This window comes from Salinimicrobium flavum (assembly GCF_042684505.1).
GTDB lineage: Bacteria > Bacteroidota > Bacteroidia > Flavobacteriales > Flavobacteriaceae > Salinimicrobium > Salinimicrobium flavum.
The window spans coordinates 338,596-361,015 of record NZ_JBHULT010000010.1; the positions used below are offsets into that span (position 1 = coordinate 338,596).

The following is a 22,420-nucleotide window of genomic DNA, read 5'->3' on the forward strand; positions in this document are numbered from 1 at the left end:
GATCTTAGTTGATCTAAAGGTAAAATAAAAAGTTTAGAATTTGTATTCTAAACGGGCTCTCCCGGGAGGATTAAGGATAAAACGTGATTATTCCCTGTTAATACTTAAGGGTTCATTGCAAAATGTGCCTGCTTTGATTTTCTTTGCAGCATGGTAGAGGAAAAACAACTTTTAAGCACATTAAAGGATTATTTTGGCTATGAAAGTTTCAGGCCTTTACAGCGGCAGATCATAGATTCGGTTTTTGAAGGTAAAGATAACCTGGTGATCATGCCCACCGGTGGAGGAAAATCCATTTGTTTTCAGCTGCCGGCAATCCTGCTCCCGGGTATTACGCTGGTTATTTCCCCTTTGATCGCTCTTATGAAAGATCAGGTTGACGGACTAACAGCAAATGGTATTCCTGCTGCTTTTCTTAACAGTAGTCAGTCAGAAAAGGCGCAACAGGAGATCTTTTCGAGAATTTCCCGGAATGAGATCAAGCTCCTTTATGTTGCTCCGGAAAGTCTTCAGTATATTGATGTTGTTTTTGGCTCCGGAAATATTAGTCTCATAGCAATAGATGAAGCCCATTGTATCTCCAGCTGGGGACACGACTTCAGGCCCGCTTATACCCAGCTGGGATATCTGAAGAACCGTTACCCCTCTACCCCCATTATTGCCTTGACCGCTACAGCCGATAAAGCTACCCGAAAAGATATTTGCCACCAGCTCAACATTCCGAAGGCACAAAAACATATTGCCTCCTTTGACCGTAAAAACCTTAGCCTTGAAGTACGCCCGGGCAATAAGAAGATTGAACAAATAGAAGCTTTTCTGCAAAACCGTAAAAATGAAAGCGGGATCATTTACTGCTTAAGCCGAAAGAACACCGAGATGCTCGCTTCAAAACTTACAAGTAAAGGATTTGCAGCCGAAGCCTATCATGCCGGACTTTCCCATGACGACCGCATAAGGATACAGGAGGATTTCATTAATGACAAGAACCAGATCATTTGTGCGACTATTGCTTTTGGAATGGGGATCGATAAATCTAATGTACGCTGGGTGGTACATTTTAATCTGCCAAAGAATCTGGAGGGCTATTACCAGGAAATTGGACGTGCAGGTCGGGACGGACTTCCATCCTCCACCCTGCTGTTTCACAGTTATGCCGATGTGGTGCAACTTCAAAAATTCGCTGAAGGTTCAGGAAATGCTGAGGTACAGCTGGCGAAGCTGGAACGAATGAAACAATATTCTGAAGCCCTTAGCTGCCGCAGGAAGATCCTGTTAAGCTATTTTGGGGAACTCATCCCAAAAGATTGCGGCAACTGTGATGTATGCAAAAACCCACCTGAATTTTTTGACGGAACCATACTAGCCCAAAAAGCGCTTTCTACTATTTTCAGGTTAAAGGGGCAGGAATCTATCTCAATGGTCATTGATGTTTTGCGGGGCGCACAAAATGCACAGGTTTTTGAAAAAGGTTACCAGGAGATCAAGACCTTCGGAATTGCCGGGGATGTTTCCTGGAGAGACTGGCAGCAGTACCTGATTCAACTGATTAACCTGGGGTACATTGAGATCGCTTTCCATGACCAGAATAAACTACAGCTTACAAACCTTGCGAAAAATGTTCTTTTTGAGAAAGAACAGGTTAAACTGGCGCATGTAATTCAAAAGGAAATTAAAAAAGGTTCTGTAGTTTCCGAAAAGAAAGCTGAAAACACTCTTTTTGAGCAGCTAAGACTACTCAGGCTAAAACTAGCCAAAGAAGAAGGAATTCCACCGTATCTCATCTTCAACGATGCCACCCTAAAAGAAATGGAAAAGCAACGACCAATGACTGATGAAGAATTTCTGCAAATAAACGGAGTGGGACGGCAGAAAATGCAGAATTACGGTTATCAGTTCATCAAAGGGATCATTGCGTTTAGTAAAAATAATCGGGAGAAGAAGGCATCAAAAAAAGGGAATACCTATAAGGCAACGCTTGAATTATATCAGGAAGGCTTGAGTATTGAAGAAATTTCAGAAAAAAGAAGCCTTGCTCCCACTACTGTTTTTTCCCATCTGGCTAAGTTATACGAGACCGGGGAAGAAATAGACCTGCACAAATTTGTATCAGGTTCTGAGATCGAGGCTGTAAAAAAAGCTAAAAAAGCGCTTGACAACCCCACGACTTTAAAACCTTACTATGAATATTTCCAGGAGACGATGGACTACTGGACTATTCGGCTTGTCCTTACAATCCTGGAGAAGGATCCTGAATTCAGCTGAAATCGATCTTATTAAGAATGAGACCGCTACCGGGAGCAATATAATTAATGAGCATATTCACTTCAGGGTCAAAACTTCGCTCGATATCCTCCAGGCTAAGTTCTCCCCTGCCCAGCATAACCAGCCCCCCCATCATTAACCTAATTTGATTCCGCAGAAATCCGCTGCCCTGTACCCTTAAGAGGTAAGTCCTATCTGGAAAGAAACTGGCGGTGATCTCCTCGTTGGGAACGATCTCGCAGAGATCTATCTGTCTTACCAGCACTGTTTTCTCAGAAGGTTTTGTACAGTAATTATGAAAAGATTTAAATCCTTCAAACATTTTGGCCCCGGCCATCATTACATCCACATTAAGCGGTTCCAGAAAGGTAGCCAGTAACGGGGCTGCAAAGGGATGGCTTTTTCTCCCATAGGCAAACAAATACAGATATTCTTTTTGCTTGGGGTGTTGAATGATATTAAATTTAGAATTGACCTCCTTTATGCTCAATGCCCTGATATCTTGCGGAAGATTATTATTGAATATCACCAGGAAATCTGCCATATTTTCGAGAGGTTCGTGGTCTACAAACAATTCAAAAGCAGCCTTGTGTGCAGAGACCATGGTATCTGTACGGCTGGCACCCAGGATCTTGAATTTCGTCTCTCCCAGTACAAATTTTAAAGTTTTTTTTACCAGGCCTTCTACGGTCTTGAATCCAGGTTGTCTCTGCCAGCCATGCAATCGATAACCCAGGTACTGTATCTCAAGAAGATAATAAAAACGCTGTCGCAAAGTGTGATTTTTTATAAAGGTACATATTCCTGCCTATTCAACTTTAATTATCAAATTAATAAACTTTCTGAATTTTTTCTTTATAAAAACCCTCTATCCCCTTGATACTGCAGGAAGTCTTTAACGTTTACTTAATTTTTTTTGATCTCAACTTTTGTACCTTCACAATTATGAGCAACACTACCCTCTCTAAAGGCAAGCAAATATTATGGTACAGCACCCTCACAATTTTGGGTTTGTATTTTGCTTTTCTTGGACTATATAAGGCTAAAGGTTTTCTGGCACCGTTATTTACCGCAGTATTTTTAGCATTTTTAATGTTGCCGCTCTCGAGAAAAATGGAAAAGACCTTTATAAACCGAATGTCTTCTTCCCTGATAAATACTTTAATCCTGTTTATGATTTCTATTGGGTTTATGGCATTGGTATCTTTCCAGGTTAAAAATGTAGTAGATGACTGGCCGAAAATTAAAGAGACCATGAGTCCCAAGATCGAAAAACTTAAATCTTTTGTGCTTGAGCATTCCCCTCTTGAGAAAGAGAACCTGGAAACTTCAGGGTCTGAAAGATCCATTCCGTTCATGGGTTCAGGAGAGAACACGGGAAAAAAAGCGGCCACTTTTTTCAATAAGGTATTGGCCTTCTTTGGAGACTATCTGTTAACATTTATTTATGTCTTCTTTTTACTGAATTACCGGCACCGGTTCAAAGAATTTTTACTTAAGCTCTTTCCAGATGATAGAAAGAAAGAAGTAAACAAGGTGATCAATGATTCGGCCTCTGTGATCCAGGAATACCTGATTGGAAAACTCGTTTTGATTGGTTTACTGGCTATACTTTATTCTATAGGTTTAGGTTTTTCGGGAGTGGATAATTTTATTCTGATAAGTATACTTGCAGCTGTTCTCAGTCTCGTTCCTTACATTGGGAACGTTATAGGTTTTGGGCTTGCCATAACCTTCGGGTATTTTTCATCGGGAGAAACCGGCGTGCTGGTGGGAATCATGCTCACTTTCACCGTAGCACAATTTGTAGAAAGTTATATTCTGGAACCCTATGTAGTGGGGGATAAAGTTGATCTTCACCCCTTTTTTGTAATTCTTTCGGTCATTATTGGAGGTATGGTATGGGGAATTATAGGAATGGTCCTTTCCATACCTATACTGGCCATTCTAAATGTGGTCTTTCTTCACGTTTCTGCACTTAAACCCTTCGGATTCCTCCTGAGTAGTGATAACACCTCTGAAAATTGAAGAATCTAACTTCTGAAGAGAAATTAAAACTCCAGTTTAAAGGGTTTCTTGCCACCCCTCCACTTTGGAAGGAGAAAGACCTTATACGTTTTCCGGAGTTCTTAATGACCGAAGTAATCCGGGATTTGAAGGTGGATCTTAAAATTCCCGCTAATCTTGTGTTGGGACGCAGAATTGAATATTTTTTCAGGTATTATATTGATGAGTTTTCCCGTCACAGGACCCTTGCAGCAAACCTGCAGATAATACAGGAAAAGATCACACTTGGGGAATTGGATTTCTTACTTCAGGATAAGATTAGCGCTGAGATCTCTCATGTAGAATTAGTCTATAAATTTTATCTTTATGATCCTTCCATTTCTACGGAAATGGAAAGGTGGATAGGCCCCAATCGCAGAGATTCTCTGGTAAGGAAACTTGACCGGCTAACCCGGCATCAATTTCCTCTTTTATACCGTAAGGAGACAAGGGAAACCCTAAAGTCCCTGCAGATAGATCCACAAGAGGTTTCACAAAAGATTTGTTTTAAAGCTCATTTGTTTTTACCCTATTCACAACCCGACCTAAAACCAACCGGAGTTAATGCCGAATGTATTTCGGGACGCTGGCTCCACTATTTAAAATTTACAAAAAGGGAATTTGGGGATCATCTTTTTTACCTTCCTAAAAAAGAAAACTGGCCGGTCGACCCTAAGTTCAATAAACAGTGGTTGGACTACGAAGAAATATATCCTCAATTACAGCATCTTTTATTGCTTAAACATGCTCCCCTTATATGGTTGAAAACCGGTGTAGATTCTTTTGATCGCATCTTCGTGGTTTGGTGGTGAACTCCCTTATTTTCTGTTAAGAGAAAATTAAGGCAAAACCTGCTTCAATTAAGGAAAAATTATGACCGCTTTGGAAGTTCTGCTTTTGTAAATCATCTCAATTAAAGTAACTTAACTTACAAATTAATCAAGGTATTCAGGAGTTTCTACCAGACAACTCTTATTTCCCGAATACCTGCAAAACAGTAAAACTATGCCGATTCTAACCAAAGAAAAATTCGAAAAGTTAGCGAAATTCACCAATAAACCCTGTGTTTCAATTTTCCTCCCAACTCAGCGCCTCGGAAAGGATGTGCTTGAGGAAAAAGACCGGATTCAGTTAAAAAGTCAGTGGAAAAAGACCAATGAAAAACTTCGTGAAACAGGGCTGTCCCAGGAGAAAATAGACAAGATGGGCAAACCTCTTGAAGATCTTCTTGGCGACGGGGATTTCTGGAGACACCAGTCAGATGGCCTGGCTATCTTTATGGCAGATGGTTTCTTTGAAAAGTTGACTATACCGGTAAATTTTGAATCATTTACTTATATAGGGGAACACTTTTATCTTAAGCCCCTTATCCCCATGTTCTCAAGAGACAATCGCTTCTACCTGCTTTCCCTTCAATTAGACAACGTTCAATTATTTGAGGGGAATATGTATAGTATTGGTGAGATTGATATTAAAGATCTGATTCCGGAACGACTGGAAGACCGGGTAGGTTATGATTATGAAGAAAAGACCCTCCAGTTTAAATCTCAAAATCCTTCCATCGGTGATACTACCATGCACGGTCAGGGCGCAGCGGAAAGAGACCGGAAAAATGAATTCTTACGCTTCTTCAGGGCCGTAGACAAGGGGTTACATGAAGTCCTGAAAGAGGAAAAAGTGCCATTGATCGTGGCCTGCCAGGACTATTTATTCCCCATTTATCAGGAGGCGAATACCTACAAAAACCTTTATACCAAACCGGTACCCGGAAATCCTTCAGATTACGAAAACATATTAGCTTTACATGCCGCGGCACTTGACGTGCTCGCACCTCAGTTCGATAAGGAGAAACAAGATAAAATGAACCAGTTCAGGGATATGAACCCGGCCAGAACCTCCACTTCGGTTACAGAGATCATTCCTGCAATTTTTGAGGGAAAAGTGGACACCCTGTTCCTGCAGAACCGGGAGGACATATGGGGGAAATATAATGAAGATATGGCATCTGTTGACTTACAGGATGAGCCCAATTCTGATAATATTTCACTTATGAACCTTGCCGCTGTCAAAGTTATAGAACAGGGAGGAACGGTTTATCTAATTGAAAAAGAATTTATGCCAGAGCAGGATTCTAAGATGAATGCCGTTTACCGTTATTAAACGAAAGAGTAAAAAATAAAAATTACAAACCCTGCCGGCCGGCAGGGTTTGATTTTATGTAAAATGAGGGATTTTTCCAATCACATCTTTATAGAAAGACCTGATCTTTTTAAAGTCTGCTTCCCTGTCTTCAGAGGGATACAAAGGTTTTGAAATCTTCACGGTCTTTTTGCCATAATCAAAAGATATCATAACTATGGGAACACCAGCCAACCTGGCGATATAATAAAACCCGGTTTTCCAGTCCTTTACTTTTTTACGGGTTCCTTCAGGAGACATGGCTAAATGAAATTCTTCTTTATCGCCGTAGATAGCTGCAATGGCTTCCACTTTCTTCTGGCCCGGAGTACGATCAAGCGGCGTTCCTCCCATCCATTTAAAATACCAACCAAAAGGAGGTTTAAAAAGCTCTTTTTTGGCAAGATATTTAATATTTATCCTCAGGATCCTTCTTACCAGTAATCCCATATAGAAATCATGCCAACTGGTATGCGGTACCACGATAACAACACTTTTTCGGACTCCCGCTGGCCAGGAACCAATAAGTTTCCATCCCAGAAGTTTAAAATAGAGGACTCTAGCTAACCAATTCACTCTCCCTGTTGCTCTTGGTTAGTTCCCCGCCTCTCCGTTTTCTTTCTTCATATAACAAGGCAAGCTCACGCCCTGTCTGGCCTCTTACTGAAGTGTTCTCCTCAGCCCTTCTAATCAGGTAAGGCACAACTTCTTTTACCGGTCCAAAGGGAACCAGTTTTGCAACATTGTAACCCTCCTCTGCAAGGTTATAACTAATATGTTCACTCATTCCGAAGAGCTGAGAGAACCACACGCGGTCATCATTAATGGCGATCCCTTTATCTTCCATGATCTGCAAGGCAAGGTAATTACTCACTTCATTATGGGTTCCAATAAATACATGAATGTCCTCAATGTGCGCAAGGCAATAGGTAACAGCCCCATTGTAATTCACGTCTGTAGCTTCCTTGTTCTCACAAATAGGCGACATATACCCCATTTTAGCTGCTCTTTCGTTCTCTTTCTCCAGGTATGCCCCGCGAACTATCTTGGCGCCCACAATAAAACCTTGTTCTTTTGCCCTACTGTGAAGGTCTTTCAAATATTGCATCCTGTCCCACCTGTAGCATTGTAAGGTATTAAAGATGATAGCTCTCTCACGGTTATATTTGAACATCATCTCTTCCATAAGATCATCTGCGGCCTTCTGCATCCAGCTTTCTTCGGCATCGGCAAGCAGTCTTACCCCCTGTTTATAGGCTTCATCACAAATTTTATTTACCCTGTTCTTCACACGCTGCCACTCTTCTTCTTCTTCCAGGGTTAAACTTGCATTTGCAGATACTTTTTGCCATAGCTCAAACCTTCCTATACCTGTGGGTTTAAAAACAGCAAAAGGCAGCTCTTTTTTATCGGCAATGAACTTTACGATGTTGGTCTTACGTTCAATAGCTTTCTCGAATTCACTCTCCTTTTCCTTTCCTTCCACAGAATAATCTAAAATGCTGTGTAAATTCTTGGAATACATCTTTTTGACGGTAGGGATACAATCCTTTTCGGTCACTCCTCCGCAAAATTGATTAAAAACGGTCTTTTTTATCAGGGTTTCAACCGGTAAATGAAGCTTTAAGGAAAGATTAGTAGCTGCAGTCCCTAATTTGACCAGTAACGGCCTGTCAATCATCTCAAACAGAAATATTGCGCGGTTTAATTCTGAATCAGTTTTCAATCTGAAAGCCGTCTCAGTATCATTAAAGATTTTTCTTGTGATCATTAGTATAGAAATATATGTTACAAAGATAAGTATTGGACCAGAATTATTAGGATTATTCTCCTTATTTTCGGCACCAGAATACATTTTTTTATAAACGCAAAAACATGGATTTCCCCAATAATAATGCGGTATTTTTCAATGAAGAAGGTTACCGGCATCTGAATTTATTTTTAACCGGGAAAAACTTCTCAAAGATCTTTATCCTGGTAGATTCAAATACACATGAATTTTGCCTTTCTTCGTTCCTTAACCGGCTTCAAACTACCGTTGGGATAGAAGTGGTGGAAATGGATGCCGGGGAAGAAAACAAAAACCTTGAAACCTGTATGGGAATTTGGCGTGTTCTTACCGAACTGGGGGCAGACAGGAAAAGCCTGCTCATTAATCTGGGAGGTGGTGTAGTTACAGATCTTGGAGGGTTTGTGGCAGCAACCTTCAGGCGGGGGATATCCTGCATCCATTTTCCCACTACTCTACTGGCCATGGTCGATGCGGCGGTAGGAGGAAAAAATGGAGTGAATCTGGATAACCTAAAGAACCAGGTAGGCGTAATTAGCCCTCCTGAAATGGTGGTGGCAGACACTTCTTTCCTGCAAACCCTTCCGGCAGCAGAGATGCGCAGCGGCCTCGCTGAAATGCTTAAGCACGGGCTTATAAGTGATATAAAGTACTGGAAGAAGCTGGTGAACCTAAAAGATCTGGACCTTTCCCAACTAGACGAACTCATCCTGGAATCTATTGAGATCAAACAAGGTATTGTGAAGCAGGATCCCCGGGAAGAAGGACTGAGAAAAAGTCTGAACTTTGGCCACACCTTGGGGCATGCGATCGAATCCCTGTTTATGGAGAAACCTTCAGAAAAATTACTTCATGGAGAAGCTGTGGCAATAGGTATGGTGCTGGCAGCTTATCTTTCCCATAGATTGGAAGACCTTTCTAAAGAAAGCATGGAGGAGATCAGGGAAAGGATACTTTCCTTATACGGGCAGGTAGACATCCCGGCAGAGGACCAGGAAAAGATCATTGACCTTTTGAAATTTGATAAAAAAAATGAGGGAGGAAAAATAAATTTTGTTCTTTTGCGGAAAATAGGTGATCCTGTTATTGACAGGCAGGTGCCTAATGATCTTCTCTATGACGCCTTCAGGTATTATCTTGAGCCACAGAGAGGTACAGAGTTTTAAAAAGAAAAAGAGATTAAATTTTTTATTTAATTTAACGTCGGCGGAAAAATGAATTACTATTTTCGTTGAGACCAGGACCAAAAAATTATTTATGAAAAGAATCATTGTTGATTACAAAAAACTTACGCCGGAGATCTTGAGCTTATTGGTTGAAAAGTACCCTGATGGGTATGATGATGACCAGATCATTTCCTTTAAGAATGCGAAGAATGAAACCGTAGATGCGGTGGAGGTAAGAACCGAAGACAGTATTTATCTGGTAAAGGTAAGTACGAGGCTTGAAAACACTATGGCGAATTATGATGAGGAAGATTATGATGAAGCCGATTTTAATGAGCCTATAGTTGACCTTCCGGAGAAAGCCGAAGAGGAGACTGAAGATGAAGAACAGGAAGAAGACTAACCTTGGAACCTTCCCATAAGAATATAAAAAAGGGACCTAATGGGTCCCTTTTTTAGTTTTAGACAATTTTCAGGCATGCTGTTCCTCATGCTTCCCTTCTTTTATCTCTTCTATTAATTTGGCATTAAAAGCCGGAAGATCATTAGGATTTCTACTGGTAACAAAACCTTCATCTACCACTACTTCTTTATCCACCCAGTTTGCCCCTGCATTTTTAAGGTCGTCTTTAATGGAATTATAGGAGGTCATTGTCCTACCCTTCACTACCCCGGCACTAATCAGCGTCCACGGGCCATGACATATGGCAGCCACAGGTTTCTTCTGTTCAAAGAAATCCCTGACGAACTTCAAAGCATTTTCATCTGTTCTCAACCTGTCAGGGTTGATGACCCCGCCGGGAAGTACCAGGGCATTATAATCTTTGGCAGAAACATCTTTGACAGATTTATCCACCATATATTCCCCTGACCAGTCACCTTTGTCCCACGCCTTGATCTTTCCAGACTCCGGACTTACAATATGGACTTCGAAACCTTCTTTTTCCATAGCTTCTTTTGGGGAGGTTAATTCCACTTCTTCAAAACCATTGGTAGCCAGTATGGCTATTCTCTTTTTCATATCATTAATTTTTTAAATTTCACTTCATCTTATTAAGATATAAAACTTAAAGCCGCATGTGTATTAACAAGGTGATAAAATAAGAGAGGTTTTCGTTAAAGCAGGGATTATAACTATTTATTTTTCCCCTTTTTCCTTCTGCTCAGCATTCTTTATTTCCAATTCCCTGTCGGTATGGGATTGAAGAGTATCAAGAATCCTTTTTTCATCAATTAACTGTCCCTTTTTCTGTTCCAGACGTTCTAATTCCTGATAGATGGCAGGTTCTGCGTGCTCATTTGGTTCTACCTTTTCTTTCTTATACAGGGCATATTGGACCGTAAATTCAGCACCAAAGAAAACTATGAGACAGGTGTAATAAACCCAGAGTAAAATCAGCACTACAGAGGAGGCTCCCCCATAAACAGATCCGGGATTGCTCTGACCAAAGTAGAACCTTATGACATATTCAGCAATAAGAAAAAGGACTGTGGTCAAAATAGCTCCGAGGTAAGTGGTTTTCCAGCGGAGTTTTACATCGGGAAGCCATTTGAAGATCGCTGCGAAAAGGGACGTAACGATAATGAATGAAATTAGAAAATTAATGACCTCCAGGGTAAAGACTGTAATGATCGGTGCGACTTTGGCCAGATAATCGCTTAATGCTGAAAGAATAGCTGAAATAACCAGGGAGACCAGCAACAGCAGCCCCACGACAAATACCATCCCCAGGGAAATGATACGGTTTATAACTACTCTTTTTATGCTGTTTTTCTTTGCAGCCACATTCCAGATGTTATTCATAGCTGATTTTAGCTGGAAGAAAACCCCTGTGGCACCAAAAATAAGAAAGGCCAGTCCAAATATTACAGCAAAGATGGAACTGTCATTGAGGGCGGCCTTCGCTATCATTCCCTCAACCGCCCTGGCAGAATCTGTACCAATAAATCCCCCTATTTCTTCAGTTATTCTTCCCTGAACTGCATCGCGTCCAAAAAAATACCCGGAAACGGTCACTACAATAATTAATAGAGAGGGTAAAGAGAACAAGGCATAATAAGCAATGGTAGCACTCCTGGCCCAGGGATCATTACGGTTCCAGCTAAAATAGGCTCTTTTTATAAGGTGCCAGAAAGAAGATAATTTTCGTTTTACTTCCATATTTTCAATACCCACTTTCCATGAATGTAAAAAAAAACCCTTTAAACTCAGAAGCTTAAAGGGTTTTTAATACCATTTTAGTAATCTTACATGTTCTCAAAAATAGAATGCATCAGTCGTTTCTTGTCATTAATGCTTTCCTCTAAGGAGATCATAGTTTCCGTTCTGTACACACCTTCAATATCATCCAACTGGAAGATTATTTCTTTAGCATGTTGGGTGTCACGAGCCCTTATCTTGCAAAAAACATTGAATTTACCGGTAGTAACATGTGCTACAGTCACAAAAGGGATCTCATTGATCCTTTCGAGAACAAATTTCGTCTGAGAAGTGTTTTGTAGAAAAATCCCTACATAGGCTATAAATGCATATCCCAACTTCTCATAGTTAAGGGTTAGCGAAGAACCTAAGATGATTCCTGCTTCCTCCATCTTCTTCACCCTTACATGTACAGTTCCGGCAGATATGTTCAATTTCTTTGCTATCTCTGTAAATGGGGTCCTGGTGTTATCAATCAACATATTCAGGATCTGGTGATCTGTTTCATCTAATCTAAACTTTGCCATATCTTTTCTTTTCTAAATTCTCCATTATTTTAAATGAAGTACAAAATTACTACAAAACGATTAGATTATAAACAATATTTACGGAATATCCTGAGATTTTATTGATAACTTCTCTCCATTTAACAAAATATCATGTACTATATCGTTTTCGTTGAGTATTTTTCCGGTCACAGACCGAACCTCCTGCCCATTGCACTCAATTTCCAGATGTCCGAAATAAGAAAGAGAAGGCGCCTTTGTCTTTAAAACAGGTTCAAAATGGATCTCCCCTGCTTTGACCTTTTCCTCATATTGAATGGCTATATCTAAAGGCTCTCCTTCAGAAATGGCATTTCTTAGGATTATATCGAAGAAATTTTTGCGGTTTTCGGGAATCTCCAGGTAGTTGGAAACTGTAAAGCGTTCAAAATCCCTTTCCGAAATGGAACGGAGAGCCGAGAACATAGCCAGGGCTACAAACTTTCTGGTTTCTTCCCGTAGATAATCTTTGGGAAAATGACCGGCCTCAAAGAGAATAGTAGGAACACCCAGCTGCTGAAAAGTATCTCCCGTGCAATTAATATTAAATGCATCGTCGTATCTCCCTAATTGGTGCGGCAGGTACATTTGCAGCACTTCATTCATGGCGGCAATGACCTGCATAGCCTCCACTCTTACCTCATTAATCGTTCTATCCTCATCCATGGCAGGTGCCAGAAATGAAAGCGTGGCCGTTTTGGGATCGTCACCTGCGCTATAGATCGTTCTCTGGTCATGAAGGTTCAGACAGAAGTCGGGTTTAAAATCCTCGAAACAATCTCTTAGCACCCTGCTTTCGAGCTCTTTCCTTTCAAAAGCATCGCGGTTAAGGTCAACCCCATTTACATTTTCACGGGTATAACGCGCCGCACCGTCAGGATTAAGCATAGGAATGAATAGCAAGGTACATTTCTCCAGTATGTTCACAGCCTCAGGATCTTCGGAAACCAGGAAGTTTAAAAGATCAAGCAGGGCTTTAGTAGTAGTTGATTCGTTACCGTGCATCTGGGACCAACCCATGATCTTGACCGGACCTTTACCCAACCTGATATTCTCGATGGGAACATTTAAAAAGGATTTGCCAATCTCATTCCTTGTCTTAAAAAACTCCGCTTTATTTAAAAAAGGTTTAAGCTTCACATAGTTTAGATACCTGCCCGAAATAGTGTCTTCTTTAAACGTGCTGTAACTTTCTAAAAAGCTGTCAAAAATTGTGTTTGAACTCATGTTTACAAAAGTAAATAATCAAAATTTTACAATTGTAAACAAGAATCAGGAGCACTTATGTTTAATATTGTAAACGGTTGTTTAACATGTTCCTTAACAAGAGAAGGAAAATTTCCAAGTCCTTTATATTTGGTATTTGATGGATTAATTTTTAGTTAGTTACAGGTCTTTACCTAAAGTAATTAATCACCTACATAGGTTTTGTTTACACCTGTAATTTGGAAGTATGTGAATAAAGAGTTACATTTGTAAACTACTAACTTTCCTGAATTAGTTTACAATGGTAAACACTGAAGAATTTACAAAACGACTGCACCGCATTATGGATTATTATGATCTTTCGGCAGCTTCTTTTGCTGATAAGATAGATGTCGGCCGCTCCTCTATTTCCCATTTATTATCGGGTCGAAATAAACCAAGTCTTGACTTTGTAATGAAGATCATCGATGCTTTTCCCGATGTAGAATTATATTGGCTGCTAAACGGAAAAGGTACTTTCCCTAAAAATCCCGGGAAAGAACCAATCCCGATATCTTCCCCTGCTCCCTCCTCGAAGCCGACTCCCAAAGATCTTTTTTCTGAGGAACCGAAGAAAGCAACTTTATCTGCAGCTACGTCAGAAAAAAATATAAAACGTATCGTTATTTTTTATTCAGATGGTACTTTTGAAGCTTTTGAAAATTGACAGAATGTGGAAAATGACGTTAATTTGCAGAATGCAAAAAATATTACTTCTACTGCTTTTAATTTTTAGTCTCACGTCTTGTTACCAACCTGAGCGAAATTGTAACGATTTTAAGACCGGTACCTTTGAGTTTGAATCCTATTTGGAGGGTGAGCTTGTCAAGACCAGGTTTGTGCGAAATGACACTATGGAGATTGACTATTTCAGAGGGAAGGCAGATACTTCTTCCATCCGCTGGATAAATAGCTGTGAATATCTTCTTACGAATCGTAATCCTGAAAATCGTGCAGAAGAAAAACCAATCCATATAAAGATACTTACCACAGAAGGGAATACCTATAACTTTGAATACGGACTTGTAGGAGAAACCGGGAAACAGCGGGGAACCGCGGTTAAAGTGGAGTAAAAAAAAAGCCGCTTCTTAGCGGCTCTTTTTAATTTGTTTTTAATTGAAATTAGAAATTCGCATTGTAATAGTTCACTATTGCTTTAAGATCTGCGATATCTTTAGATCTTAGTTTGTTCTCTTCCATAAAACCCTTCACCTGGTTGCGGTGATCTGCAGGGAACTGTTTAAGGAATTTTTTAGTCTTCCTTTCAACCATTACGGGTTTTGATGCTCCGAATTTAAGGTACAGATCGTCTTTAGAGATGTACTTTGGCGGAGTTGCTTTCTGCATTGCGGCAGCCGCCTTTCCTCTTCTTACAGTAATAGAATGCTTATTAAGCAACACCAGGTCTCCTTCTCCGTTATCGGGAGTAAGGAATTCGAAATAACCCAACAAGTCAAGATTCTTTTTTTCACCTCTGTACCCTAGCATCTTGAATGGCCTGTTGTTCATCTTCACCACTACACCGGGGTGCAAAACTCTGTAACCATCTTCATCTATCTTCACCTGCATTTCTTCTTTAGCGATATTATATCTCACTTCAGCAGAAATAGGGTCATAGTTGGGAAAATCAAGCATCGCAATCTGAAAATCCTCATTTAAATAAGGGCTTCCCTTAATTGAATTGGATTCTTCATTCTTTTTGATCCCTTTAAAAAATTCATTGACGATCTCTTCATTGTCATTCCTGTTCATACTACCCGCACCATTTCCTACTCCAATTTGTGAATAAACTGAAGAACCGGCGAAAATTAATAATAAGAAACTTCCAAAAAATACTTTTTTCATTTTGATTAGATTGATTTATAGTTAAAGGGATGAATATACAATAACCTTTTAAAAGTTGGGGAAGGAACTTTCTATTTATTCTTTAAAAGTTCGTTCTGTTCCTTCATAAGATCATTCAGGCTGTTCAGGAGCTCAATATCTTTGGGGGTTGCTACAGTTTTGTTTTGAGGGTCTTCAGCTTTTTTCCGGAACCGGTTCATTAATTTCACCACGAGAAAAACAGTAAAACCTATTACGAGGAAATCAATGAATACCTCTATCAGTATTCCGTAGCCAATGGCAACCTCTTCGGTTACCTCACCCCCTTCTACTGCGGGTAAAGCTTCCTGTAAAACATATTTCCTGTCTGCATACTTAATTCTTCCGGTGAGCACCGATAAAGGTGGCATGATCACTTGTTTTACGAGAGCATCCACCACCTTATTGAAGGCGGTTCCAATGATGATACCCACCGCCATGTCAATCATATTGCCTTTAACGGCAAACTCCTTGAATTCTTTGATCAATCCCATTATTCGTCAAACAGTTTTATCTGCACCTCATCATTCTGGGATTTCTTTTTATCAAGTTTTGTTTCTGAAAAGTTTGGAGAGGGGTTTCCGTCTATATCTTTTGAGGCTTTTTCTATAGCCTCTTCCCCTATGACTTCCATGTCTTCCGGGGCTGTCTCTTCAGGTTCCACAAATGGCTTGGGGTCAAGTAAATTTATCTGCTTTACCTTATCTGTTGTGAGCTGGTTTCCAAGGGCTTTAATTCCTTTTACCGAAATGAATTCTTCAAGTTCAATAACATCATTTGGTCGCTGATCTTTTCCTCTTGGTTTGGTGTAAACCACTTCGGCTACAGGTAAATAATCCGTAGAAACGATCTCAAGATAAGACTTAGGATGATCGCCAATGAAATTCTCTTCTTTTTCTTCGTTCTCTATAAGAAAACGTTTCACATAAAAACGTTCCTTTTCAGCTTCCCAATAGATAGCAGATATTGGTTTTTTAGGATTCCATTTTTCAAGTACAATGATATCTGCATCAAAACGGGTTGTAAGTTCTGGCTTAATGGTCTTTGCTATCCCGTTCTGGGTAATGACCAACAATCTGTCCTCCCCCTTGAATTCACCCAAAAGTTCACCGCGGTCATCGACATTGAGCCTCTTGACCGATTCATCAAACCAGATCCTTCGTGGTTTAAGAGTGGATACACCTTCTTCCTTTAACTCAATTTTCTTTACCGGATATTTCGTTACGATATTTCCTTTTACTGCCCGGCCTTTAATGGCCATATCAGCAAAATCAACCTCAAATTTCAGTTTTTTGATGCTACCAACCTGTCTCAGATAAACCATCACCACTTCTGCTTCTCCGTTAGGATTGGCTGAAAAATATTCTATTTCAGATCCTTTTTTACCTTGTGTAAGATCATATTCCCTGTCACGGGTGACAGAGGTGACCGCAAAGCGTTTTATATAGGATGAGCCACCTTTGCCATCCTTGTAGATAAGGTTGTAAATGGTACGCCTGTCTTTCTTCTTGAAGATGGCAACGTGGATAATATCTTTTCCAATAAATGTTTTGGAATCCACCTTGGTAACCATCATTTTTCCTTCCCGGGTAAAAACGATCACATCGTCAATATCTGAACACTCGGTCACATACTCGTCCCGTTTTAGTGATGTCCCCACAAAACCTTCTTTACGGTTTACATAGAGCTTGGTATTCCTGATGACCACTTTGGTTGCTTCAATATCATCGAACAATCGCAGGTCTGTTTTACGTTCTTTCCCGGCGCCATATTCTTTTCTAAGACGTGTAAAATAAGCTATGGCGTACTCTATCAAATGATCCAGATGGTGCTTGATCTGAGCGATCTCTCCTTCAAGGGCCTCAATTTTCTGCTGAGCCTTATCCAGATCGAATTTTGAAATACGCTTGATCCTTATTTCGGTTAACCTTACAATATCTTCTTCGGTTACCGCTCGTTTAAGATGGGTAATATGTGGCTTTAACCCGGCATCAATGGCTTTGATCACCCCTTCCCAGGTTTCTTCTTCTTCAATATCGCGGTAGATCCTTTTTTCAATAAATATCCTTTCCAGAGAGGCGAAATGCCACTGCTCCTGGAATTCTTCAAGTTTAACCTCCAGGTCACTTTTTAACAATGCAAGAGTGTGGTCTGTAGACCTTCGGAGGATCTCAGAGATTCCTAAAAATGCGGGCTTATTATCAATGATAATACAGCTCAAGGGAGATATGGAAACCTCACAATTGGTAAAGGCATAAAGAGCATCAATAGTCTTATCTGGAGAGATATTACCCGGTAGATGTATAAGGATCTCTACTTCACTTGAAGTATTATCTTCTATTTTTTTGATCTTGATCTTACCCTTTTCGTTCGCCTTAAGGACAGAGTCAATTAAAGTAGAAGTGTTGGTGCTAAAAGGTATTTCCTTTATAACCAGGGTGTTTTTGTCAAGCTGTGAGATCTTTGCGCGTACTCTTACGCGACCCCCTCTCAGCCCGTCATTATAATTGGTGATATCAGCGATCCCTCCTGTAGCAAAATCAGGATAGAGACTGAACTTTTTCCCCTGCAGGTGTTTTATACTGGCGTCTATTAATTCAATAAAATTGTGGGGAAGGATCTTGGTGCTTAAACCAACAGCAATACCTTCGGCTCCCTGGGCGAGTAGAAGAGGGAACATCACGGGAAGGTTTACCGGCTCCTTTTTTCTGCCGTCATAAGATAATTGCCATTCGGTGATCTTGGGGTTGTAAACCACATCAAGAGCGAACTTTGAAAGTCGTGCTTCAATATATCGGGGTGCTGCCGCCCCGTCACCTGTAAGAATGTTACCCCAGTTCCCCTGAGTATCGATCAACAATTCCTTCTGACCTACCTGCACCATTGCATCACCAATACTGGCATCACCATGGGGGTGATACTGCATGGTATGCCCTACGATGTTAGCCACTTTGTTGTACCTGCCATCATCAAGGTCTTTCATGGAATGCATGATTCGGCGCTGTACGGGTTTTAATCCGTCTTCAAGTGCCGGTACTGCCCTTTCCAGAATAACATAGGAAGCATAATCCAGGAACCAGTCTTTGTACATTCCCGTAACCTTGGTCAAAACCTCCTGGTTCACTCCCGGTAGCTCCTGTTCCTGCTCAAATTGCTCCTCGTTGGGATCGTTCAGATTTTCGTTCTCCATTTGCTTTATTTCTCTCCAAAACTTTAGCTAAAGAAATTTTCAGAGACTTCGTTTTTTTACCTGTTAAAAAGGTGATGTTATATTTATAATGCCGGTATCCTCTTTTATTCCTCGAGTGGATGAAGATATGCAGCCGTTTATAAAATATGTAATTTTCAACCTTGAAGTCCTTCAGTTTAGATTTGGGAACCTCTGTTCGTTGTTCCCGGTAATGCATGAACTGCGAGATCAAAAGTCCGTTGCTTTTAAAATTCAGGGTTTCCCCGTCACTGTCAAATTCAAAGGATTTTCCAACTATGAAAACATAGATCCCTATTGCAAGAGCCACCACATTGGGGATAAGGCTGCTGTAATTAAAAGGAACATCATCGTACTTGAGTTCCACAGATGCAAAGGCATTCGTAATGAACACCGCTACAACAATGATATAGATCGAAGGGACAATGCTGGTTTCCTTTTTGTTGTTGAACCTCATGTTATTGTTCGATCAGATCTAGTTCCACCTTTAAGTTGTCAATGATAAATTCCTGCCTGTCCGGCGTATTTTTCCCCATATAGAAGCTCAATAGTTCTTCAATAGACATATCCTTATCAAGCATCACGGGATCCAGCCTTATGTCATCCCCGATAAAATGTTTGAATTCATCGGGTGAAATTTCCCCCAATCCCTTAAATCGGGTGATCTCGGGTTTTCCCGAAAGTTTTTGAACCGCCAGCTGCCGCTCATGTTCACTGTAACAGTAAATGGTTTCTTTTTTATTTCGCACCCTGAAAAGAGGGGTTTGTAAAATATAAAGGTGGTTTTCCTTAATTAACTCCGGAAAGAACTGCAGGAAGAAGGTGATGAGCAGTAAGCGAATATGCATCCCGTCCACATCGGCATCTGTAGCGATCACAATATTGTTATACCGAAGGTCTTCCATAGACTCTTCAATATTGAGAGCTGCCTGAAGCAGGTTGAACTCCTCATTTTCATAAACGATCTTCTTGCTAAGCCCGTAACTGTTGAGAGGTTTTCCTTTAAGACTGAATACGGCCTGGGTGTTTACATCCCTTGATTTTGTGATAGACCCACTTGCAGAATCTCCCTCGGTGATGAATAAGGTACTTTCCAGGTAACGTTCTTTTTTACTGTCTCCCAGGTGGATACGGCAGTCACGCAATTTTTTGTTGTGTAAACTCGCTTTTTTCGCCCGGTCTTTCGCCAACTTCCTGATGCCCGACAATTCTTTTCTCTCCCGTTCTGCCTGCATTATTTTGCGCAACATTAATTCGGCGGTCTCAGAATTCTTATGCAGGTAGTTGTCAAGTTGTGTTTTCAGGAAGTCATTAATATAGGTCCTTACCGTCGGCAGATTTCCCCCCATGTCTGTAGAACCAAGTTTGGTCTTCGTCTGGCTCTCAAAGACAGGTTCCATTACTTTTATACTGATGGCTGAAACTATCGATTTTCGGACATCACTCGCCTCAAAATTCTTTCCGTAGAACTCCCTGATGGTCTTCACCAATGCCTCCCTAAAGGCCGACTGATGAGTACCTCCCTGGGAAGTATTCTGTCCGTTCACAAAAGAATGGTATTCTTCGCTGTACTGGGTTTTGCTGTGAGTAAGTGCGACTTCAATGTCATTTCCCCTAAGGTGAATGATAGGGTATAAACGATCGTCTTCGTTTATACTATCCGCGAGAAGATCTGCGAGTCCGTTCTCTGAGTAGAATTTTTCTCCGTTGAACACTATGGTCAACCCCGGATTGAGGTAAACATAGTTCTTCAGCATTTTCTCTATGTATTCTGACCGGAATTTATAATGCTTAAAGATTAACTCATCTGGGGTAAACGTCACTTTTGTTCCCCTCCTTCTCGAGGTCTCTTCCAGTTCTTCCTCATTTATAAGGTTACCCTGTTCAAATTCGGCAGATTTAGATCTTCCATCACGGGTAGATTCTACTTTAAAGTTGGAGGACAAGGCATTCACCGCCTTGGTACCCACCCCATTCAAACCTACAGATTTCTTAAAAGCCCTGGTATCGTATTTTCCACCGGTATTCATTTTTGAGACCACATCCACGACCTTTCCCAATGGAATTCCACGGCCGTAATCCCTTACTATTACTTTTTGATTCTGAACTGAGATATCAATGGTCTTCCCCGCACCCATCACGAACTCATCGATACAGTTATCGATCACTTCCTTAAGGAGGATATAGATACCATCATCGGCGCTGGAGCCGTCACCAAGTTTACCAATATACATCCCGGGGCGCATTCTAATGTGCTCCTTCCAGTCCAGCGACCGTATATTGTCCTCGGTATATTTAGTTTCTTCACTCATAGGTTCTTCCTCAGTTATGTGGCTAATATAAGGTTTCCGCTAAAAAGTTGAAACCTCCTGTTCACAAAATAATTAACAAATGTTTCACAACCTCATTTCAGGTTTTCAACTTTATTGTGAGATTTGAGAAAAGGTTGATCAATAAACTATTGAGAACGAGAATAGAAAAAATTCTTCGGAAAATATCCTTTTTGAAGGGATTATTCGGAATAAAAAACCTAGACGAAAAAAAACCTCACAGTTTTTTGTAAACTGTGAGGTCTGGTATGATAAAAACTAAATTCTCAGCACCCAATAATCAATACTGAAAACTCATATCTGTTATACATTGAACCTGAAGTGCATCACATCACCGTCTTTCACGATGTATTCTTTTCCTTCAACCTTCATTTTCCCTGCCTCTTTCACCTTTGCCTCACTACCATAAGATACATAATCGTCATAAGCGATCACTTCTGCCCTAATAAAACCTTTTTCAAAATCTGTATGGATCACCCCGGCGGCCTGTGGTGCAGTGGCTCCAACAGGTATGGTCCATGCCCTTACTTCCTTAACCCCGGCTGTAAAATAAGTTTGCAGGTTGAGCAACCTATACGCCCCGCGAATCAATTTTGCAGATCCCGGTTCGTCAAGTCCGATATCCTGTAAGAACATCTGTCTTTCCTCATAATCTTCGAGTTCTGTGATATCGGCTTCTGTTCCTACTGCCAACACCAGTACTTCTGCCCCCTCATTCTTCACAGATTCCTTCACCTTATCTACATATTCATTTCCTGAAACCGCATCGGTTTCATTTACGTTACATACGTACATCACGGGTTTGTCTGTAATGAACTGCAAAGGTTTAATGAATTCTTCCCTTTCAGCGTCAGTCAGGTCTACGGCCCGCACAGAATTTCCTGCCTCCAGTCCTGCTTTTACCTTCAACAAAGCAGCTTCTTCCTTTTGAGCTTCTTTATTTCCTGTCTTTGCAGCCCTTTTCACCTTTTCAAGCTTTTTTTCAGCTGTTTCAAGGTCTTTCAATTGAAGTTCCATATCAATGGTTTCCTTGTCCCTCACCGGGTTTATGGAACCGTCAACATGAACAATATTATCATTTTCAAAGCACCTCAAAACATGAAGGATCGCATCTGTCTCCCGAATGTTTCCCAAAAACTGGTTTCCTAAACCTTCCCCCTTGCTCGCGCCCTTCACCAGCCCCGCAATATCTACTATTTCTACCGTAGCAGGCAATACTCTTTCAGGCTTTACAAGGCTTTCCAGTTTTTCCAGGCGATGGTCTGGCACGTTTACCACACCAATATTGGGTTCTATGGTACAGAACGGGAAATTCGCGCTCTGGGCTTTTGCGTTGGACAAGCAATTGAATAAGGTCGATTTTCCTACGTTGGGCAATCCTACAATTCCGGCTTTCATATAAATATTTTTGGTGCTGTTTTTTGCGGGTGCAAAGATAAGTATAAGTATTGACAAATCGGGCAGGGGTATTTCTCAAACGAAAGACAATTTTAAGTGGTACTGGCTGCACCTGTTTTATTAAAATCCTAACGAATCTTTATCATGTATTAACAGAGATATCGGCTACTTTTAGGAGAATCAAAATCCT

At 40.7% G+C, this 22,420-nt stretch carries 21 protein-coding genes; 8 read left to right on the forward strand and 13 right to left on the reverse strand.

Annotated features, from left to right (window positions below):
* Positions 1-150: 150 nt before the first annotated feature.
* On the forward strand, positions 151-2,262 hold the full coding sequence (gene recQ, locus ACFSTG_RS12330; RefSeq protein ID WP_380753242.1) for a DNA helicase RecQ: 2,112 nt from the start codon (positions 151-153) through the stop codon (positions 2,260-2,262).
* On the opposite strand, the gene ACFSTG_RS12335 is transcribed toward recQ, so the two are convergent.
* Positions 2,255-3,037 (reverse strand): tRNA pseudouridine synthase A, encoded by a 783-nt coding sequence (locus ACFSTG_RS12335; RefSeq protein WP_380753245.1) that lies wholly within the window; start codon positions 3,035-3,037, stop codon positions 2,255-2,257. The two genes, recQ and ACFSTG_RS12335, sit on opposite strands and share 8 nt — an antisense overlap.
* Before the next feature lie 170 nt (positions 3,038-3,207).
* Between ACFSTG_RS12335 and ACFSTG_RS12340 the strand changes: the two genes are divergently transcribed.
* The 3 genes from ACFSTG_RS12340 to ACFSTG_RS12350 all read left to right on the forward strand — a co-directional run bounded on the left by ACFSTG_RS12340 (position 3,208) and on the right by ACFSTG_RS12350 (position 6,468).
* Complete coding sequence (locus tag ACFSTG_RS12340; protein ID WP_380753248.1) at positions 3,208-4,290, forward strand: AI-2E family transporter; 1,083 nt, start codon at positions 3,208-3,210, stop codon at positions 4,288-4,290.
* A complete protein-coding gene (locus tag ACFSTG_RS12345; protein ID WP_380753251.1) occupies positions 4,287-5,120 on the forward strand; it encodes a DUF1853 family protein in 834 nt (277 codons plus the stop codon). Before ACFSTG_RS12340 ends, ACFSTG_RS12345 begins: the two co-directional genes overlap by 4 nt.
* Positions 5,121-5,313: 193 nt before the next feature.
* On the forward strand, positions 5,314-6,468 hold the full coding sequence (locus ACFSTG_RS12350; protein WP_380753253.1) for a baeRF7 domain-containing protein: 1,155 nt from the start codon (positions 5,314-5,316) through the stop codon (positions 6,466-6,468).
* A 54-nt stretch (positions 6,469-6,522) separates the two neighbouring features.
* Here the strand turns inward: ACFSTG_RS12350 and ACFSTG_RS12355 are convergent, their stop codons facing one another.
* Complete coding sequence (locus ACFSTG_RS12355) at positions 6,523-7,062, reverse strand: 1-acyl-sn-glycerol-3-phosphate acyltransferase (RefSeq protein ID WP_380753256.1); 540 nt, start codon at positions 7,060-7,062, stop codon at positions 6,523-6,525.
* Entirely contained in the window at positions 7,046-8,257 is a 1,212-nt protein-coding gene (locus tag ACFSTG_RS12360; protein ID WP_380753259.1) for a proline dehydrogenase family protein, read from the reverse strand. The genes ACFSTG_RS12355 and ACFSTG_RS12360 overlap by 17 nt, the downstream gene beginning before the upstream one ends.
* A gap of 104 nt (positions 8,258-8,361) precedes the next feature.
* On the opposite strand from ACFSTG_RS12360, the gene aroB reads away from it, so the two are divergent.
* Together aroB and ACFSTG_RS12370 are read left to right on the forward strand one after the other, a co-directional pair.
* The gene (gene aroB / locus ACFSTG_RS12365) at positions 8,362-9,441 is read left to right on the forward strand and encodes a 3-dehydroquinate synthase (protein ID WP_380753263.1); all 1,080 of its coding nucleotides are present in this window, start codon (positions 8,362-8,364) and stop codon (positions 9,439-9,441) included.
* A gap of 91 nt (positions 9,442-9,532) precedes the next feature.
* The gene (locus tag ACFSTG_RS12370; protein ID WP_380753267.1) at positions 9,533-9,844 is read left to right on the forward strand and encodes a hypothetical protein; all 312 of its coding nucleotides are present in this window, start codon (positions 9,533-9,535) and stop codon (positions 9,842-9,844) included.
* Positions 9,845-9,913: 69 nt separating this feature from the next.
* On the opposite strand, the gene ACFSTG_RS12375 is transcribed toward ACFSTG_RS12370, so the two are convergent.
* From ACFSTG_RS12375 to ACFSTG_RS12390, 4 genes are all read right to left on the reverse strand, one after another.
* Complete coding sequence (locus tag ACFSTG_RS12375; protein ID WP_380753270.1) at positions 9,914-10,462, reverse strand: type 1 glutamine amidotransferase domain-containing protein; 549 nt, start codon at positions 10,460-10,462, stop codon at positions 9,914-9,916.
* 117 nt (positions 10,463-10,579) lie between these two features.
* Entirely contained in the window at positions 10,580-11,602 is a 1,023-nt protein-coding gene (locus ACFSTG_RS12380) for a YihY/virulence factor BrkB family protein (protein WP_380753273.1), read from the reverse strand.
* An 86-nt stretch (positions 11,603-11,688) separates the two neighbouring features.
* Complete coding sequence (locus ACFSTG_RS12385; protein ID WP_380753276.1) at positions 11,689-12,168, reverse strand: Lrp/AsnC family transcriptional regulator; 480 nt, start codon at positions 12,166-12,168, stop codon at positions 11,689-11,691.
* A gap of 78 nt (positions 12,169-12,246) precedes the next feature.
* A complete protein-coding gene (locus tag ACFSTG_RS12390) occupies positions 12,247-13,413 on the reverse strand; it encodes a M14 family metallopeptidase (protein WP_380753278.1) in 1,167 nt (388 codons plus the stop codon).
* Positions 13,414-13,693: 280 nt separating this feature from the next.
* On the opposite strand from ACFSTG_RS12390, the gene ACFSTG_RS12395 reads away from it, so the two are divergent.
* The gene (locus ACFSTG_RS12395; RefSeq protein ID WP_380753281.1) at positions 13,694-14,098 is read left to right on the forward strand and encodes a helix-turn-helix domain-containing protein; all 405 of its coding nucleotides are present in this window, start codon (positions 13,694-13,696) and stop codon (positions 14,096-14,098) included.
* A 31-nt stretch (positions 14,099-14,129) separates the two neighbouring features.
* A complete protein-coding gene (locus ACFSTG_RS12400) occupies positions 14,130-14,504 on the forward strand; it encodes a DNA topoisomerase IV (RefSeq protein ID WP_380753284.1) in 375 nt (124 codons plus the stop codon).
* Positions 14,505-14,553: 49 nt separating this feature from the next.
* Here ACFSTG_RS12400 and ACFSTG_RS12405 read toward each other — a convergent pair whose 3' ends face one another.
* From ACFSTG_RS12405 to ychF, 6 genes are all read right to left on the reverse strand, one after another.
* Positions 14,554-15,276, reverse strand: a complete 723-nt coding sequence (locus ACFSTG_RS12405) for a hypothetical protein (protein ID WP_380753287.1) — start codon at positions 15,274-15,276, stop codon at positions 14,554-14,556.
* 71 nt (positions 15,277-15,347) lie between these two features.
* Complete coding sequence (mscL, locus tag ACFSTG_RS12410; protein ID WP_380753290.1) at positions 15,348-15,788, reverse strand: large-conductance mechanosensitive channel protein MscL; 441 nt, start codon at positions 15,786-15,788, stop codon at positions 15,348-15,350.
* Positions 15,788-18,484, reverse strand: coding sequence for a DNA gyrase/topoisomerase IV subunit A (locus tag ACFSTG_RS12415; RefSeq protein ID WP_380753293.1), 2,697 nt, complete (start codon positions 18,482-18,484; stop codon positions 15,788-15,790). The genes mscL and ACFSTG_RS12415 overlap by 1 nt, the downstream gene beginning before the upstream one ends.
* Positions 18,441-18,959 carry a hypothetical protein gene (locus ACFSTG_RS12420; RefSeq protein ID WP_380753296.1) on the reverse strand — a complete coding sequence of 173 codons (519 nt, stop codon included), beginning with the start codon at positions 18,957-18,959 and terminating at the stop codon, positions 18,441-18,443. Before ACFSTG_RS12420 ends, ACFSTG_RS12415 begins: the two co-directional genes overlap by 44 nt.
* A 1-nt stretch (position 18,960) precedes the next feature.
* Entirely contained in the window at positions 18,961-20,814 is a 1,854-nt protein-coding gene (locus tag ACFSTG_RS12425; RefSeq protein ID WP_380753299.1) for a DNA topoisomerase IV subunit B, read from the reverse strand.
* 321 nt (positions 20,815-21,135) lie between these two features.
* Positions 21,136-22,230: a redox-regulated ATPase YchF gene (gene ychF, locus ACFSTG_RS12430; RefSeq protein ID WP_380753302.1), complete on the reverse strand. Its 1,095-nt coding sequence runs from the start codon at positions 22,228-22,230 to the stop codon at positions 21,136-21,138.
* Positions 22,231-22,420: the final 190 nt, after the last annotated feature.